The organism is Moraxella sp. K23 (genome assembly GCF_041154765.1).
Classification (GTDB): domain Bacteria; phylum Pseudomonadota; class Gammaproteobacteria; order Pseudomonadales; family Moraxellaceae; genus Faucicola; species Faucicola tetraodonis.
The window spans coordinates 594,412-610,795 of record NZ_AP031595.1; the positions used below are offsets into that span (position 1 = coordinate 594,412).

Sequence of the window (16,384 nt, forward strand, 5' to 3'; positions counted from 1 at the left end):
TTTTGCTAGGTTTTTGGACAGGGATTAGCTAAAATTAGCCGTCATAGTATAATTACGTGGCTTAAAACGTATAAAGTCTGAAACGTATAAATCTGAAACGTATAAATTTAAAACGTATGAATTTAAAATGTATGAGAAGTTGTCTTTGAAAAATATATCCCCTATGCCTACGCCATTGTTTTGTTTTCGAACCGTGAGTCGTCATGTCTCTTTGCTTGGCACGCTACTGGCTGTCACTAGCCTCACTATGCCAAGCGCCCAAGCGATTAGTTTAAGCGAGATTTTTGGCGGCAGTGACAATACCAGCTTGAGCGCCAAAGACAAGCCGCTACCGGTGCATGAGGCTTTTAAAGTCTATACTGAGCAAAAAGGGCAAGTAGTGACCATTCATGTGGATGTCAAAGCAGGCTATTATGCGTATCGGGATAAATTAACCTTACAATTGCCTGATGGGGTAACAGCGACGCCGCTACAATTTAGTGCAGCACCGACCTATGTGGATGACCCGGATTTTGGTCGGGTGCCTGTGTTTGAACACCCCTTTACTGCCACAACCACCTTGAGCGCGGATAAAGCAATTACTTCGCAACCTGCTACGGTCAAATGGCAGGGCTGTGCCAAAGTAGGACTTTGCTATCCCCCAGAAAAGACCAAATTTGTCATCACCCAATTGGCCGCTTCCACCAAAAATGGCGCAATAAAATCAGACGCAATGACGTCAAAAACGGCGCAAACCAAAGTCACCAATACCTTGGCGATGACCAATGATGCCGCCCCAATAACGACTCAGCAATCTGCTAGCTTGCCCCCTGCTAAAACCGTCGATGAGGCAACTAGCACACCGTCTACCAAACAAACGCTGTCCAGTGGCAGTAGAGCGGCAGCGGGGCAGCAAATCGCATCAACCGCAATGACCGATGTCTTAACCACAGCCCAGTTAACGGCATCCGCCCCTATAGCCTCCGTTACATCGTCTCAACCTGTCCAAACAACTGTCATAACTGAACCCGCGGTTTCATCGGCAGCGGTGGCAACGAGTTTGACAGCTAGCGCTAGCAATCAAGATATTTTTGGATTAACCAAGCATAGCGGTGTTGCGTTATTGCTATTGTTTTTAGCAGGATTGGGGTTAGCTTTTACCCCTTGTGTGTTACCCATGCTGCCGATTGTAGCCAATATCGTTGCCCGTCAACATCGTCCATCTGCCAAAAAAGGGTTATTACTCACGGGCAGTTATGGTTTGGGTGTTGCCACCAGTTATGGCATTTTGGGCGCAGTGGTTGCGTTATTTGGGCAATCTTTGGGTATATTAAACTGGCTACAAAACCCTGTTATTTTGCTAATTTTTGCAGGGCTATTTATCGTGCTTGGACTGTACATGTTGGATGTCATTCGCTGGCAACTGCCGCATGCGCTTCGTGTTAAGTTCCAAAAAATCAGCCAAATTGGGGCAAATCGACTGGGTAGCTTAAGTGGTAGTTATTTGACGGGCTTGTTCTCTGCGCTGGTTGTCTCCCCTTGTGTGACGGCACCCCTTGCAGGTGCGTTGGCAGGCGTAGCAGCGCTGGGTGATCCTGTGATGGGGTTTGCCGCATTGTTTTTGTTGGGGCTTGGGCTATCCACACCGCTCATTTTACTGGGCGCCACCCAAGGTAATTTTATGCCAAAAGCAGGCGAGTGGATGAACTGGGTCAAAACTAGCTTTGGTTTGCTGTTATTTGGCGTCGCTTTATTGATGATAGAGCGTATATGGCTATCAAGCTGGATGCTGATGCTATGGGCGCTGTGGTTTGCTGTGATTGGCTTATGGCTGTGGCGCTGGCAGGGCAAAAAAGGTCAATTACTCACTCAAGCACTAGCATTGCTAGCATGGATTTGGTCAGCGTGTCTTGTGATAGGCACTGCCTCAGGTAGTCAAGATAGTTGGCAGCCGCTTAACAAGCTTGTGAATACCTCAGCGCAATCGGCATTCACGGCAACAAAGACCACCCAAACGATTACAATCACTAAACTGTCAGAGCTTGAACCCTTGCTTACGCAATATCCAAAGCTAGTCGTCAATGTCACCGCAGAGTGGTGCATTGAATGTCGTATCATGGATAAAACACTTTTTGTCAACCCGCCGCAAAGTTTAGCCAGCTGGCAAGTTGTCAAACTCGATGTGACTGACAATACGGCGGATAGCCAAGCAATCTATAAAAAACTAGCCGTGTTCGGTCCGCCTGTATTGTTGTTTTACCAAAACGGTCAACTGGTAGCAAGACAAAACGGTGCAGTCAAACGCTCTGATTTTGAGCAACTTTTGTCCCAATTAAATTAACTCTAAACTCAGTTAAAGAAAATTCAGTTCAAGAAAACAACTCAGTTCAAGAAAACTCAGTCAAATGATTCATTGACCCATTCAACCATAAAGGTTAAATAAAAATTGAACTATCACTTAGCAAAGTCTATAGCCATCCCGTTAACTTTGGGGGTGCTGATTTTTGTCACTGGGTGTTCCCATGCAGGCAATGCCGACCAACAGCCAAGCCAAAACCAAAGCCAAAACCAAAGCGGAAATAGCCAGTTAGCAAGCCCAAATTCACCGTTGACAGGCCCAAAGTCCAATCAACAGACGGCTAAAAATTCAGCAAGTTATACTGACAAAAAACGTCAAGCAACAAATCTTCAATGCAACAACGCCGTAATTAATCAAGCTTATCAAGCCAAAAATCCCAGCGTTAAACGACAGGTATTAGGGTGTGGTACGGTGATTAAAGTGCTAAAAGACGATAATGAGGGTAGCCGCCATCAAAAATTTTTGGTCAAAATTGATAACTACCCAAACATCACGGTGTTAATTGCCCATAATATTGATTTGGCACCGCGCATCGAGGGTATTCAAGCCAACAATCCCATTCGTTTTTATCCTCCGTTGCCGTAAAACCACCGACTTTAGGCGGTGGATATAAGGCAACTCATACACTATAACGCTTGCATAAATTTTGCTAAAATAATTTGCATGAAAACACTCAAGCTACGCATACGAGATAAACACACAGCAAAGCTTAACCGCCTAAGCGGTTCGGTCAATTTCGTATGGAACTACGTCAATGACTTGAGTTACAAGCACCTACAAAAAACTGGTAAATTCTTTTCAGCTTATGATTTGAACGAATACACCAAAGGTAGCGGTGAATTACTGGGGTTACACTCGCAAACCATTCAAGCCATCAATGAAACCCACGCCAAAGCTAGAAAACAATTCAAAAAAGCTAAACTATCATGGCGAACCAACAACCCAAATTCAAAACGTAAATCATTAGGTTGGCTACCATTTAAACAATCTGCCATTAAGCATATTGCCACGCACCAAACAGGCAAAAAGGGCTTAAAATCCACCTTGCAACTAAGCCTAGCCAAAGGACAAAAACTAGTCATTGACCTATGGGACAGCTACAACCTTAGCCTATACCAAATCAACACATGCGAATTGGTACAAGACAGCCGTAACCGTTGGTATGCCTGTATCACCGTCAAAGACTACCCCAAGACACAATGCGGTACAGGCAGTGTAGGCATTGACTTAGGACTTAAAGACAGTGCCACCGCCTCAAATGGCAATAAATTACAAATCAAACAAACGCTCAAATATGCTAAAGCGTTAGCCATTGCTCAAAGAGCTAAAAACAAACAACGTGTCAAAGCGATTCATGCCAAAATCAAAAATACACGCCAAGACCTCATCCATAAATTCACCACCCAATTAGTCAAGGACAATGCCCTAATCGTGGTCGGTGATGTGAAAACCACCCAATTTAACAGTAAAAAAAGCAAACTCGCCAAATCGGTTTACGATGCAGGTTGGTTTGAACTCAAAAGGCAACTGACCTACAAATGCGAGAACGCAGGTTGCCGTTTTGAAATCGTGAATGAGAGATACACGACCCAGCGATGTTCGTGTTGCGGGGAAATCACCGCCAATAGTCCGAAAGGTAGAAAATCGCTTGGAATAAGAGAATGGATATGTGCTTCGTGTGGCACATGGCATGATAGAGATATCAATGCCAGTAAGAACATTCTTGCGGTCGGGCTTGACCGTCTTGTAGAAGGAATCCCCTTGCTTTAGCAAGGGGAGGAAGTCAAGGTGAATATATTTATAACGACAAAGGTGGCGTTGTACATTGGACACACCGTGACCCTGCTAGCCGTCATCAAGACGGTTGGCTTGAGTATAAAGGCCAGCAGTATCAATAGAATTACCAATACCAGCACCAATAGAAATATCAATAGAAATACCCATAATTGACGAGCCAATAGTTGCTTGTAATTTTACTTTACTGTTAAAAATTATTATGCATTTGTTAACTATTTTTCATCAACTTTTGCTATCATGAACGATATTTTTGTAAGAAGGTCAACCTATGTCACAACTTACGCTTTACCGTACCGCTTTATCGCTTGCTATACTAGCCACACTAACAGTTACAGCAACGGCGCAGGCAAAAACTTCAACAAAATCCTCAGCAAGAGCTTCAACAAAAGCTTCAACAAAAGCTTCAACAAAACCCTCAACACAAGATTCAACAAAAACTTTAATAAAAACAACCGTTATCCCTGTCGACGAGCAAATGCTGCTAACTTGTTCAAAAATCACTGACAATATCGCGCGGTTGGCTTGTTTTGACAAGATAAGCGTTGGTAAAATCGAACCCGAAGCCAAGGCGCCCCTTGATATTGCCAAAACCTTGAAAGTGAGTATCAAAGAAGGTAAAGCAGTGCCCGTGTTAGCCGTGGATCAAACGACAACTGTCACGACCCCCACTAAAAACGAGCAAAAAAAACTGGATCATTTGGTACCCAACAAGCTTGACAAAACCATCTTAAAACAAGTGGGGGTGACTGCAACGGATGTGGAAAAATATACGCCACTGAGTGTGTTATATGACTTGGATAAAAATGATCCCAAAGGGATACTGACGATACGTCCACATTTGCCCATGTATGTCATGCCGCTTTGGTACAACGCGACGCCAAACTATGATATTCATTCACCCACCCAAGATCATGTTCGCGCATCGAAAGATTCTCTTCAGCATCTAGATAGCAAGCTGCAAATTTCAATGAAAACCAAGCTTGCCCAAGATGTGTTCGATACCAATGCTGATGTTTGGCTTGGCTATACCCAGCAGTCTTATTGGCAAGTGTACAATAGTAAGTATTCAAGACCTTTTCGCAGCTCAGATTATCAGCCAGAGATATTTTTGACACAGCCTATCAAGGGTGATCTGCCTGGGAATGGGTCATTAAGAATGTTAGGCGCGGGGCTCGTGCATGAATCAAACGGACAGTCAGACCCGTTATCACGCTCTTGGAATCGTATCTATGCGATGGCAGGGACGGAGTGGGGCAAACTCACCGTGATTCCAAGACTGTGGCTCATCGCATATGAAAACAGTAAAGACTCGGATAACCCAGATATCGGGGACTACATGGGCTATGGCGATGTGCGTTGGTTGTATCCGCTCAATGACCAAAGCACAGTCGGCGGTGTGATGCGTTATAATCCAAGTACCAATAAAGGCGCTATACAAGTGGATTATGCTTATCCATTGACAGGCGGTATGAAAGCGATTTTACAAGTATTCCATGGCTATGGTGAAAACATCCAAGACTATAATCATAAGAGCACCAATATCGGTATTGGTTTTATGTTCAATGATTTTAAAGGGCTTTAACTGCGTTTATGGCAGTCTTAGCCCCCTTGCCTTGGTGGCGATTGCCCTTTGCCATGGCGCTAGTGTATCAAGCGAAAGTTCATCACCGTTGCCAATTATGTGGCATTAATGATTGCGCTGCAGCAGGCTTTGATAACTTAGCACCGCGTCATCATGACCATTGGTTCAATCGACAGCAATTTCTTTGTCAGCCATGCCATAGCCGGTTTGCATGGTCCACGTCATTTTTTACTTTGCAACTAAAGCAAACGTCACTGCGTGGCGTAGCCAGCGGCTACTATCAATATCCCCTCAATCAAATCATGCTTGGGTACAAAAATGGGCAGCAGTTACATCATCTGCCCGTTTTGGTTCAAGCTATCAGACAACTGCATATTCCCAACGGTTGTCATTCAAAAAACTCTTTAATCGTTAAAGTGCCAACAAGTCTACAGCGCATTAGGCAACGCGGCTTCGATCCGCTTGCCATGTTAACCGCTTATCTAAGCTTTCACTGGCAAATCCCTGTTTTTACGGGTGTGCAGCGACTCGACCGACCTCACCAGCAGGGTCTAAGCCGAGAGGAGCGTTTAGATAATATCAAAGATGCGTTTTCCCTAACAGATATGCCGCCTAGCAAACATTTGATTTTGTTTGATGATGTGGTCACCACAGGTGCCACCTTGTCTGAATTGGCTAATCTACTCACGAATTATCACCCATCTGCCCATATCCATGCGTATTCAATCTTGCATGGGAAGGTTTTGCATTAGGTTCTGCTTGTGACTGTTTTGCGACCAAAGTTGCAACGCCATACCGTTAAAGCTCGCAGATAAAGGCGGGCTACCAGTGGGTTATTGGAAGGATTCTTTAAAATACTAAGCTAAAAATGATTTGATAATACGTGGGCGCCCTTTTGTCCTAATTCGCTTAGCAACGATAAGTGACTAAGGTAAACTATCGGTAGTAAGCTTTAGGTATGGCAATTAACAAAAACACTGCGATAATAGGTATGTTTTTTGCTTTAATGTTAGAATGGTTTGTGCTAGCAAACATGGTATGATAGGTCGTTTATCAAGGGGTATGGGTGGGTATCGTGATGAAAGTTTTGAAAAGACAGTATCATCGTGACCGAGACCAAGGTTTTACGCTGATTGAGCTTGTCATCACCATTGCAATTATAGCTATCATTGCGGCGATGGCAGCACCTAGTATGCAACGACAGATTCAGCAAGCCAGAATCAAAGATGGGGCAAACATCATTGAAGCTGCGCTAAAAGATGCAAGAACCCAAGCAATGATTGCTCAGCGATCTACTAGGGTAGTGCTAACCAATAGCTCATCAAGCAAAAAAATCACTGTATTGTATGTAAAAAGGTCGGCAACAGATGCTGATGAAATGCTGTCTGACTATACGCTAGACAAAAATTTGACGATTACCGCTAGCCCGAGTGCCTTAACTGCAGTTAGTTTTACCCCTTATAAAAAAGCTTACCAAGGGGACACCGGAACGGGCACTGTCACAGATAGCACGACCAATTTTTCAGTGTGTTATGGTGCTGGGTCTGATAAATATACCATCATGGTCGATGCAAGCAGTAATATTGTTACTAGCAAAAATGGGACGTGTTCATGAATTCACAAAAAGGCATTGGCTTAATAGAAGTGCTGGTAGCATTGATGTTGTTAGCAATCGCGGTGCTTGGATTCACTGCGATGCAGATGACCGCAGTCAAAGCCACCGATGAGAGTTTGATGCGTACCCGAGCATTAACGGTACTGCGTGGTGCAGCCGAGATGATGCGAGCGAATATAGATGGCATATCCGCATTCAAAACCGCGATTAACGGCACCGCCACCACACTCACTAATACAGATACTAGCAATGTGGCTATCACCAAAGATAGTTGCATGACAGGGGGTACGCCTGTGTCCTGTACGATTAAGCAACTGGCAGTAAAAGACGCCTTAACCGTCAAGCAATATGCCGCAGACAATGGCTTGAACGTGGGTATGGCAACTTGCCCTACCAAACGCACGACAACCACTAGCGCTAGTGGTGTTGCCACAACGATTAGTACGGTTGGACAAGACCGCCAATGCCTGATTGCTGCTTGGGGCGATACCGACCCGATTTTTTTGGATACCGCCGTTGCGTCCGATACGACTAAAGACAAACCCTGCGCTAATGAAGATGCGGTCTATAATTTTGGTGCACAATGCTTCATTATGGAGGCATACTGATGATATCAAGTTATCGTTCTACTTCAGGCTTTACGTTAATAGAGCTCATGATTTCATTGGTATTGGGGCTGCTGATTTCTGCTGCGGTGATACAAGTATATCTAACGAACACCAAAACCGCCTCAACCCAAAAAAGCGGCAGTGAGCTACAAGACGCGAGCGTTTTTGGTTTGCAGCAGCTAGAGAGCCATTTGCGATTGGCAAACTTGGGAAATTCAGTAACCTCTATTACCGATAAAACGGTGGGTGGTGGCATCGTCATTTCACCTGAAAATATTGGTTTGGCAAGCTCAGACACATCCAAAAATCTTTATTTTACACGCACTGGCGGCGATTCTAATATCACAGGGATCAATAGCGACCAGTTAACGATTCAATTTAAAAATACCACGGGTGTAAAAATTGCGGATTGTGAAAGTGCTGATATTGATCCAAAAGCTACTGTAATTGAACGGTATTTTGTTAGAAGTTCAAGTACCACAGGGCAAGGGCTGTTGCTAGCTTGCGATGCGGGTAGGGTTACAACTGCAGGCATTACTGGTTTGAGTGCGAACTATCAAAGCGGTGGCAGCGAGGTAATCTTAGGGGTAGACCAATTCAAAATCTTGTTGGGTATCCAAACTGACGCACCTAGTGATGCTGGGTTGATGCGTTACTTGACCGCTAGTGAGTATTTAGCATTGTCTGGTACCAAGCCGCCTATTACCGCAGTCAAAATTGGGCTAATTGTCCGAGGCAGTTCACCTGTCATCGGTAGCGATGTCGCGACCAGTTTTAAGTTATTAGGCGCAACTCAGCCATTAAAGTCAGGACAGCCTAAGCTAGTACGCACTACCTATGAATCTACGACCTTATTGAGAAACGCGCGAGTTATCAATATTGACACCAGTACGACATTAACTGCGGGGAGTTAGCCAATGAGCAATCCAATCCTATTGATCAGCACGCAATCCGCGCTTATCCGTCCAATAAACAAGGCACATAATTTGCCATCTCATCAACGTGGTGCGGCGCTCATTGTAGTATTGTTGTTTTTGGTGCTTATCCTGTTGGCAGGGGCGATAGCAGTACGTCAAAGTACTACGGATCTCAAAACCGCCACCGCTGACCAAATCAATACCCTGTTGCTACAATCAGCCGATAGTGGCAATCAAAAGTTAGAGGCGATGGTGAATGCCAATCCTAGTTCACAGGCATATAAAGATATCACGAGCGTGTCAGGGGCTATCGGGCATTTTTTACTCAATTCAGACAATGCTACCAACGAATTTATCTACTGCTATAATCCGCGTGAAAAAAAATACCTTGCCAAAAACGCTACCATCCTAAAAAAAGGCGGGGGCTACTGGAGTGGGCGTAACAGTGGCTACTGTGACTATACCAGTGCCGATAGCTATAATAGTGATAGACAAACCTCAATGACCCAGATGAATATTGCGGTCACCCCACCTGAAACCGATGCTGAACCATTTTCACAAATGGTGATTGGAAAAGAAGTAGAAAACCGCACCAGTAAAAAGTTCAAGTTCGACATTCGCGCCACCGCAGCCTTACCTGCGTATGCAGAGCCTAAGGTGGGTTCTGATAAGTGCTTTGAACAAACTGCTATCCAAGACAATGTGAGTGCAGGAAAATATTCTCTGATTGAGTGTATGCGTAAAGCCAACACCCCAAGCAAGATGCTTTATGAGCAAGCGGATGTCGAGAATATGTCAAGCTCAACCAACTGTATTCCGTTTGGCAAAGGTACAGGGACATTATCGTCAAAATGTACTTTAACCCCATCAGGTAGATAAGGTTTGTTAAGATAAAGATAATGTGGTGATAACGATGAAACCTAAATTTGGTGTTAAGAGGTCTAAAGCAATGAAATCGTATCAAGGTAAAATAACGACTTCAATCAAATATGTAGTTATTGCTATGTCGATGACGGTAGCAGTGAGTACCTCACAGGCGGATGTCGTCAAAAAGCAAATTGGTGACCTAGAGATTTATGCCTTACCCACGCCTGGCAATCCAAATATCATGATGATGCTTGATATCTCAGGTAGTATGGGTTCAGCACTGAGTGGATGTAAGAGTGATACAACACAAACTAGAGATACAAAATTTGTTTATACAGATGCAAATGACAGTACTAAAACTTTTACTACTACTATCAAAAATCTGGAAAGTTGTACTTCAAGCACCACGAACAAGACGATTTATAATCGAATCAATAGCCTTAAAGTGGCTTTGGTAACCTTACTTACCAGTAATAAGGTTAGTAATGATATTGGTTTAGGTATTGGCATTTTTCCTTACAATGGTGATGGTAAAACTGGCATCATTCGTTATCCAATACAAAAGCTCACAATGGAAAATCGCCAGCTAATGGCAAATTATGTTGCAGGGTTAACTGCTAGGGGTGGTACACCGACACCGAGTGCGTTTGCGGAGGCAGGCGCTTATATGCTGGGTACTAACACATCAGGAACTGGTTCAGGGTTTGAAAATTCTGATGCAAGCACCAAAATCACGGATGGTACTCTTTATCAACAAGGCGCTCAACAAACTACTTGTGCCGGTAATGGAATCTATTTATTAACAGACGGTGAGCCTAATACCAGTGTTAAGGCTGAAGATGCGAAAGCATTAATGAATACATCCCTAAGCACTACTGCTACAAAAGTAACTAATTGTGAGCTATTGCCAGATGGAAAGTATGGTGCTTTAGGTTGGGGCTGTATGGCGAACTATGGACAAATTTTAGCTTCAAATAGTAATGCAACTGGTATTCCTATCAAGACAGCTACGGTGGGCTTTGGTTCGGGTATGGCAGGTCTAAGTACACCCACTACGATTAATGGCAAGAAAATATATAACTGCACCTCATCAACTAATAAAGATGTCCAAAACTTATGTAGACTTGGTCAAGAGTTTGGTGGTGGCGGCTATTACTATGCCGATTCATCACAGGATGTTATAGATAGCTTGGCTGCGTTTATGGATGTATTAAGTGCTGATATTCGACCAGTCCCTTCAGGTACCATTGTCATACCTGATGACCCTTACCGAGCAGATAGCCAATTAGCCGTTGCTTTTTATCCCATCTTACAAGCCGAAGTTGGTAAATCACCTGCAACATGGGCAGGTAATTTAAAAAAATATAGCCTCGATGAAGGTACGCTATATGGCAAAAATAATAGTGCATTATTTTTGGATGTCGCAGGCAATCTGAATCCTGCCACCGAAGATCTTTGGAGTGCAATAGCCGATATCAATGGCAAAAATAATAATGTCACCTCAGGCGGATTTTATAGTAACTTGCTTACCCCGAACACCGCTGTGAATAATGTAAGAACCTTGTACATTGAAGATAACTCCTCAAATGATACAAAGCCTCGCCTACGAAAATTGGGTGTCGATGCCTCAGGTAAAGTCACCTTGGATGGAAGTATCATCAGTGCCTCAAATACCTTCGTGGATACCACCACGTATTCGCGTGACAATGTCAATTTATTACTACAATTTTTAGGTTTTACATTGACTGATGCGCAAAAAACCCAAGCCTTAGCAGACTTGGTACTCACTGCACCAACGTCACCTGTCAAAGTCCTTGGAGCCACTATCCATTCAACACCAAGCATGGTATCTTACTCTGCAACCCTTGACACCGATGGTAAAGTGACAGCCACACGTGATGACTATGTGCTTTTTGGTTCTAGTGATGGGTCATTACACATGGTAAATGCTGATGACTATACTACTACAGGCAATGGGGGAAGAGAGCAGCTTGCCTTTATCCCTAAACAAATGCTCATCAGCCAACCACAGGCGCTTATCAATGGTACGAGCACAGAGGTGGGCAAACCTTACTTTGGTGTGGATGCCCCTTGGTTAGTGAGTGCTAATTATTTTTATGACCTCGATAACAACAGAGTCACTGTAACACCTTGTCCAGCAGATACGGATATCGACCCAAATAATACCCGTGACTGCCGTAATACCTATGTCCGTGCTTATGGCGGACTACGGATGGGCGGAGAAGGTATGTATGGCTTGGATTTAACGGATAAAGATAATCCTAAAATGCTGTTTAGAATCGATTCTGCTACGCCAGGCTTTGACCGTATGGGACAAATATGGGCAAAACCTACCAAGGCAAAAATTGCCACAGGCATAGATTCGACAACCAAAAAAGTCAATGCTTATAAAGATGTGTTGGTCTTTGGTGGTGGCTACGATACTTGCTATGAAGACCAAGGTTATCAAGTCGGTACCACAACTTCGACCTTAAGCAATCAAAAATCACAAGCATGTAACCGCACAACCGCTACAGAATCCCTAGGCAATGCTGTATATATGGTTGATGCCAAAACAGGGGATTTAATTTGGTCAGCCACCAAAACAGCCAATGCGGTATCCGGTGCTACCAATACAACAGTCTCTACCCTCAATAATAGTATCGTAGGCGGGATTACTGTCCTTGACCGCAACAACGATGGCTATATGGATCAGTTATACTTTGCTGACCTGGGTGGGCAAGTATTCCGTGCTGATTTTACCAATGCTGGATTCATCAAACCTGTGAGCAGTGGCACAGCTGAACCTGAAACTTCATTTAGCAATACGCGCGTAGTGCGTCTGCTGCAACCTGCCTTTAGTGGTACAGATATCAAGTATAATCACCGTTTTTATGAGCGGCCTGTGGTCAGTTTTTATCGGGGTGATAGTAGCTTTAATAATGGTCGGTTATTTGCTGTGGTTAATGTCATCTCAGGTGACCGCAGTTCGCCGTTATCAAAACTACGTACTAGCGATGCTTATGCCGATAGGCTGTATGGCATTATGGACACTGATGTCACTTTGGCAGATAGTATCTTATATGCCGATGATTTTACCACCCGCAAAGAATCTACCGCCACAGATGCGCCTAAAGTACAAAAAGTGGTAGACTTGACCGCCAATACCACAGCCGCTAGCGACTTATTGGCGTTACCTACGGTCACTGCAGATTATACTTTAGCTACCAAACAAGCGGCTATCACTTCTGTAAAAGCCAAACGTGGCTGGTATTATCCATTAACGCGCTTTGATGGCTTTGATAAGGTCAAATATACCAAAGGCGTGGGCAAGTCTGAGGTCATTGATAGTTTCTTATACACTACTGTCTACAACCCTGATATGAACTATGGCGTCACTGAGCCTTGTTCTGCAAAAATCACAGGCGGCTCAGAGCGTCAATTGTACTGTCTGCCTTACGGTATCTGCTTAAAACAAACCACAAATTCAGCAGGGGTGGCTATCGATGAATATGCCGCATCTAAAAATGGTACAGCAGGTTTTGCGCGGGCAGGGCAAGGTATCCAAGAATTGACGCTAGGACCGCGTAGTTCTACATTGTCCAATCAACGCTTATTGATTGGTACGCAAACAATTAGAGATAGAGCCTATAACCGAGTGGACTTTGGTGATGACGGCGGTAAGCTGCTAGCAGGTGATACGGGGTCTAATAATATTGGACTTGATAGAATTAGCCAGCCATTATCTGGTCTAACTAAAACGACAGGTGATGGCTCAGCTATAGAGAATATCTACAATGAGCGATATACCTTAAAGCCAAATACTTGGTATGAAGTGAATAAATAACCGAGGCAATGATGAATCGTCACAAGGGCTTTACGCTGATTGAACTGATGGTAACGGTAGCGATGGTTGCGATACTCGCCAGTATCGCTATCCCATCGTATCGGCAATATGCTATTCGCAATGCCGAATCGCAAGCGCAAGCCAAAATGAAGCAGCTAGAGATTGAGCTCAATCGCTGGCGGGCGACTTCACTGACCTATAAAGGCTTTTTACCCAAAAAAATTGCTAGTGATGGTACAACCAGCTATGATTATGATGAAACAGATAATAAAACTATTTATGTCCCTGCCAATAGTACCAGCAGTAATTATCACTATAAAATTACCCTAGCAAGTGTAGTCAAAACTACGACAACCGTAGGCAGTAGCACCACTACATCAAGTGAAGATAAAAGTTTAGTGAATACTAGCACAACTATAGACGATAGTACGTTGGCTGTAGGACGTAATTGGGCAATGTTGGCAATACCTAACACTAATAAATTCCCAAGTGCTAAGAAAATTTTACTTAATTCTGAAGGAGCTCAGTGTAAAATCAACAACGCTGATACGAGTGTGACAATAACTTCTTCAGATTGCGGTAATAACTCGGAGAAGTGGTAATGAAAAATCGATATCGCCAACAAGGCTTTACCCTGATCGAGCTGATGATTGTGGTTGCGATTATTGGCGTGCTGGCGGCGATTGCGTATCCCAGCTATCAGCGCTACGTCATCAAAACCAAACGCACTGATATGATGACTGAGTTGCAAAATATCGCCTCGCAGATTGAATCGCGTAAACTGGCACAAGGCAGTTACACGAACGCAGGCACGGGATTAGATGGGAGTTTCCCTAGGAGTGGTACAGCATTATATACTATCACCCTAGCACCCACCCCCCTCTCTGACCGTTGGACAATTACAGCGACACCTGTTAGTTCATCGCAGATGGCAACTGATGGTACGCTCACGCTAAACGCGCAAGGGTTCAAATGTCGCGATAAAAATAATGATGGCGATACCCAAGATACAGGCGAATGCGGGATGGCTAATGAGTGGAATAACTAGCTTATCAAGCTAGGCATTGAACAATTTTTGGCAATATAAAACAACATTGATGTTGGGTGACATAAGATACTGACTAAGGCGGTAAAAAGTGATTATGAGCAGCTGAAAGAAGATTATGAAATACTGCTGGAAAAGTGCCATTCTTTATTGATAGAAAATTTTGAATTGAGGCAAGATACTCGGACTATTTGATTGATATAGCCACTCAGTTTTAATGAATGGAGTTAAAGAATATGTCGTTAAAACTATTCCCATGGTCTTAAGTCAACTATTTTGATGATGCTTGCAGATTCTTTATTGACTAAAACCACCATATCCACTGCATTGGCTTTTAAGGGTAGCCACGCATCTGCTTTTGGATATTTGGCTAAAGTTTTTTCAACGTCTGTTTTTGGGTTGAACTGTTGCAGTTCTACAAGCGGTAATGCACGTTGTTGAATTTGGGTTTTTGCTTGAGTCAATTCTACATAACGTTCTGGACGCTGCGCAATTGAAATACCGCTAAAGACTTCTGCAAACATTTCATCATTGCGTTGTTGTGTGTCTTTGGCAAATTCAGTGGCGACATATTGCGGTTTAAACCATGAAGGTTGTTGGAATTGTGGCTGTGCTTGCTGAATATTCGTATCAACTAATTCATTTTTTCGTACCAATTCAAAACGATCTACATTATACACCAACCATGCAGGACGTCCTTGTTCAATACTAAACACCCCATAACATAAAGCCGCGATTTGAATGAGAATAATGGTACTTAGGTCAAATTTTAGTGTTTTTTTGCCTTCTTTATAGACCAATAAACCTAAAAGTGGTCCTAAAATCACGTCAATGGCCAATAGCATTAGAAAGATATGCGTTACGCCAACGGCTGTGGCAAGTGGTGATGGATACCAAATAAAAAGAACTAATAGAGTCAATAGAAAAGCAATAATTACTGAGGTGATTATGTGAACAAGAAAAAATTTAATACGAGGTGTCATATTATAGCCGTTATAAAAAAACGTATCATTAATGATACGTTTTAATTTAGCCTAAAATTTATTTACATTCAGATGGCACGAATTTAGCTGGCATTGTTCCCGCTGTTACAGTAGAAAGACGAGCTTTCGCAGTTGTAGTTCCTTCAGAAGAACATGCCCATTGTAAAGGAGCACCTGTAGAAACAGTTGTCTTAGATAACCCTGCTGTACCTTGATAAGGTGTAAGCTTAATTGTCTTAGCTTGAGCAGTGCTAGGAAGACTATTATCTTTCGAAGAAGTAATAGTAATTACACCAGTATCTGCTGTAGCTTCTACTTTAGCTACATACTTACTGGTATTTGCAGCTTGAGTATTCTTATTATTAATATCAGCAACTACAGCATTTAGCCCAGTTATCCCGCCACTTTGAAAACCCTCACTAATAGAAGTTTTCGCAGAAGAAGCAACTGAAAGCATTTCAGTCACTTTTGCTCTAGTAGTATAATCTTGATACGCAGGAATTGCGATTGCAGCCAAAATACCGATAATAGCGATAACGATCATTAATTCGATAAGGGTAAAACCTTTTTGTGCGTTCATAAACATTCTCCACAAATGTTATTGGTTTATTTATAAGCTTTAAAAGCCTATCTTAATATTAGCACTAAACGTGCCAACTTTTATTATAGACAATTTACATAGAAAAACAGCATCTTATCCATAAAAAAATTCAGATTATAGATTCATCTGCCTATTTTTATTAAAAAGTGACAATTATTGTCAGATTGGATTTTAGGCTTTCGAC

At 43.1% G+C, this 16,384-nt stretch carries 14 protein-coding genes and 1 pseudogene; 13 read left to right on the forward strand and 2 right to left on the reverse strand.

Annotation, left to right across the window (positions count from 1 at the left end; genetic code table 11):
- Positions 1-145 precede the first annotated feature (145 nt).
- The 13 genes and pseudogenes from ACAM37_RS02645 to ACAM37_RS02705 all read left to right on the forward strand — a co-directional run bounded on the left by ACAM37_RS02645 (position 146) and on the right by ACAM37_RS02705 (position 14,619).
- Positions 146-2,320 (forward strand): cytochrome c biogenesis protein CcdA, encoded by a 2,175-nt coding sequence (locus tag ACAM37_RS02645; RefSeq protein WP_369626478.1) that lies wholly within the window; start codon positions 146-148, stop codon positions 2,318-2,320.
- A 105-nt stretch (positions 2,321-2,425) separates the two neighbouring features.
- Positions 2,426-2,923: a DUF3465 domain-containing protein gene (locus ACAM37_RS02650; RefSeq protein ID WP_369626479.1), complete on the forward strand. Its 498-nt coding sequence runs from the start codon at positions 2,426-2,428 to the stop codon at positions 2,921-2,923.
- 78 nt (positions 2,924-3,001) lie between these two features.
- A complete protein-coding gene (locus tag ACAM37_RS02655) occupies positions 3,002-4,108 on the forward strand; it encodes an RNA-guided endonuclease InsQ/TnpB family protein (protein WP_369626480.1) in 1,107 nt (368 codons plus the stop codon).
- A 17-nt stretch (positions 4,109-4,125) separates the two neighbouring features.
- A pseudogene (locus ACAM37_RS12210) lies at positions 4,126-4,236 on the forward strand (DUF3465 domain-containing protein); the annotation flags it as partial.
- A gap of 167 nt (positions 4,237-4,403) precedes the next feature.
- Positions 4,404-5,717 (forward strand): phospholipase A, encoded by a 1,314-nt coding sequence (locus tag ACAM37_RS02665; protein ID WP_369626481.1) that lies wholly within the window; start codon positions 4,404-4,406, stop codon positions 5,715-5,717.
- Between the two features lie 8 nt (positions 5,718-5,725).
- Entirely contained in the window at positions 5,726-6,469 is a 744-nt protein-coding gene (locus tag ACAM37_RS02670; protein WP_369626482.1) for a ComF family protein, read from the forward strand.
- Between the two features lie 326 nt (positions 6,470-6,795).
- On the forward strand, positions 6,796-7,332 hold the full coding sequence (locus ACAM37_RS02675; RefSeq protein WP_369626483.1) for a GspH/FimT family pseudopilin: 537 nt from the start codon (positions 6,796-6,798) through the stop codon (positions 7,330-7,332).
- Complete coding sequence (gene pilV, locus ACAM37_RS02680) at positions 7,329-7,940, forward strand: type IV pilus modification protein PilV (RefSeq protein WP_369626484.1); 612 nt, start codon at positions 7,329-7,331, stop codon at positions 7,938-7,940. The genes ACAM37_RS02675 and pilV overlap by 4 nt, the downstream gene beginning before the upstream one ends.
- Positions 7,940-8,854, forward strand: coding sequence for a PilW family protein (locus tag ACAM37_RS02685; protein ID WP_369626485.1), 915 nt, complete (start codon positions 7,940-7,942; stop codon positions 8,852-8,854). The genes pilV and ACAM37_RS02685 overlap by 1 nt, the downstream gene beginning before the upstream one ends.
- 3 nt (positions 8,855-8,857) lie before the next feature.
- Complete coding sequence (locus ACAM37_RS02690; RefSeq protein ID WP_369626486.1) at positions 8,858-9,736, forward strand: PilX N-terminal domain-containing pilus assembly protein; 879 nt, start codon at positions 8,858-8,860, stop codon at positions 9,734-9,736.
- A gap of 70 nt (positions 9,737-9,806) precedes the next feature.
- Entirely contained in the window at positions 9,807-13,571 is a 3,765-nt protein-coding gene (locus tag ACAM37_RS02695; RefSeq protein WP_369626487.1) for a pilus assembly protein, read from the forward strand.
- Between the two features lie 8 nt (positions 13,572-13,579).
- Positions 13,580-14,173, forward strand: a complete 594-nt coding sequence (locus ACAM37_RS02700; protein WP_369626488.1) for a type IV pilin protein — start codon at positions 13,580-13,582, stop codon at positions 14,171-14,173.
- Positions 14,173-14,619 (forward strand): type IV pilin protein, encoded by a 447-nt coding sequence (locus ACAM37_RS02705; RefSeq protein WP_369626489.1) that lies wholly within the window; start codon positions 14,173-14,175, stop codon positions 14,617-14,619. The genes ACAM37_RS02700 and ACAM37_RS02705 overlap by 1 nt, the downstream gene beginning before the upstream one ends.
- A 245-nt stretch (positions 14,620-14,864) precedes the next feature.
- Here the strand turns inward: ACAM37_RS02705 and tfpZ are convergent, their stop codons facing one another.
- Both tfpZ and ACAM37_RS02715 read right to left on the reverse strand, forming a co-directional pair.
- Positions 14,865-15,599, reverse strand: a complete 735-nt coding sequence (gene tfpZ, locus ACAM37_RS02710) for a TfpX/TfpZ family type IV pilin accessory protein (protein WP_369626490.1) — start codon at positions 15,597-15,599, stop codon at positions 14,865-14,867.
- Between the two features lie 58 nt (positions 15,600-15,657).
- The gene (locus tag ACAM37_RS02715) at positions 15,658-16,179 is read right to left on the reverse strand and encodes a pilin (protein WP_369626491.1); all 522 of its coding nucleotides are present in this window, start codon (positions 16,177-16,179) and stop codon (positions 15,658-15,660) included.
- Positions 16,180-16,384: the final 205 nt, after the last annotated feature.

What these genes read in the sequence shown, in the direction of transcription:
- tfpZ (WP_369626490.1), bottom strand. Translation starts at nt 15,599, where the DNA reads ATGACACCTCGTATTAAATTTTTTCTTGTTCACATAATCACCTCAGTA.
- ACAM37_RS02675 (WP_369626483.1), top strand. Translation starts at nt 6,796, where the DNA reads ATGAAAGTTTTGAAAAGACAGTATCATCGTGACCGAGACCAAGGTTTT.
- ACAM37_RS02665 (WP_369626481.1), top strand. Translation starts at nt 4,404, where the DNA reads ATGTCACAACTTACGCTTTACCGTACCGCTTTATCGCTTGCTATACTA.
- ACAM37_RS02670 (WP_369626482.1), top strand. Translation starts at nt 5,726, where the DNA reads ATGGCAGTCTTAGCCCCCTTGCCTTGGTGGCGATTGCCCTTTGCCATG.
- ACAM37_RS02700 (WP_369626488.1), top strand. Translation starts at nt 13,580, where the DNA reads ATGATGAATCGTCACAAGGGCTTTACGCTGATTGAACTGATGGTAACG.
- pilV (WP_369626484.1), top strand. Translation starts at nt 7,329, where the DNA reads ATGAATTCACAAAAAGGCATTGGCTTAATAGAAGTGCTGGTAGCATTG.
- ACAM37_RS02705 (WP_369626489.1), top strand. Translation starts at nt 14,173, where the DNA reads ATGAAAAATCGATATCGCCAACAAGGCTTTACCCTGATCGAGCTGATG.
- ACAM37_RS02690 (WP_369626486.1), top strand. Translation starts at nt 8,858, where the DNA reads ATGAGCAATCCAATCCTATTGATCAGCACGCAATCCGCGCTTATCCGT.
- ACAM37_RS02695 (WP_369626487.1), top strand. Translation starts at nt 9,807, where the DNA reads ATGAAATCGTATCAAGGTAAAATAACGACTTCAATCAAATATGTAGTT.
- ACAM37_RS02655 (WP_369626480.1), top strand. Translation starts at nt 3,002, where the DNA reads ATGAAAACACTCAAGCTACGCATACGAGATAAACACACAGCAAAGCTT.
- ACAM37_RS02685 (WP_369626485.1), top strand. Translation starts at nt 7,940, where the DNA reads ATGATATCAAGTTATCGTTCTACTTCAGGCTTTACGTTAATAGAGCTC.
- ACAM37_RS02715 (WP_369626491.1), bottom strand. Translation starts at nt 16,179, where the DNA reads ATGAACGCACAAAAAGGTTTTACCCTTATCGAATTAATGATCGTTATC.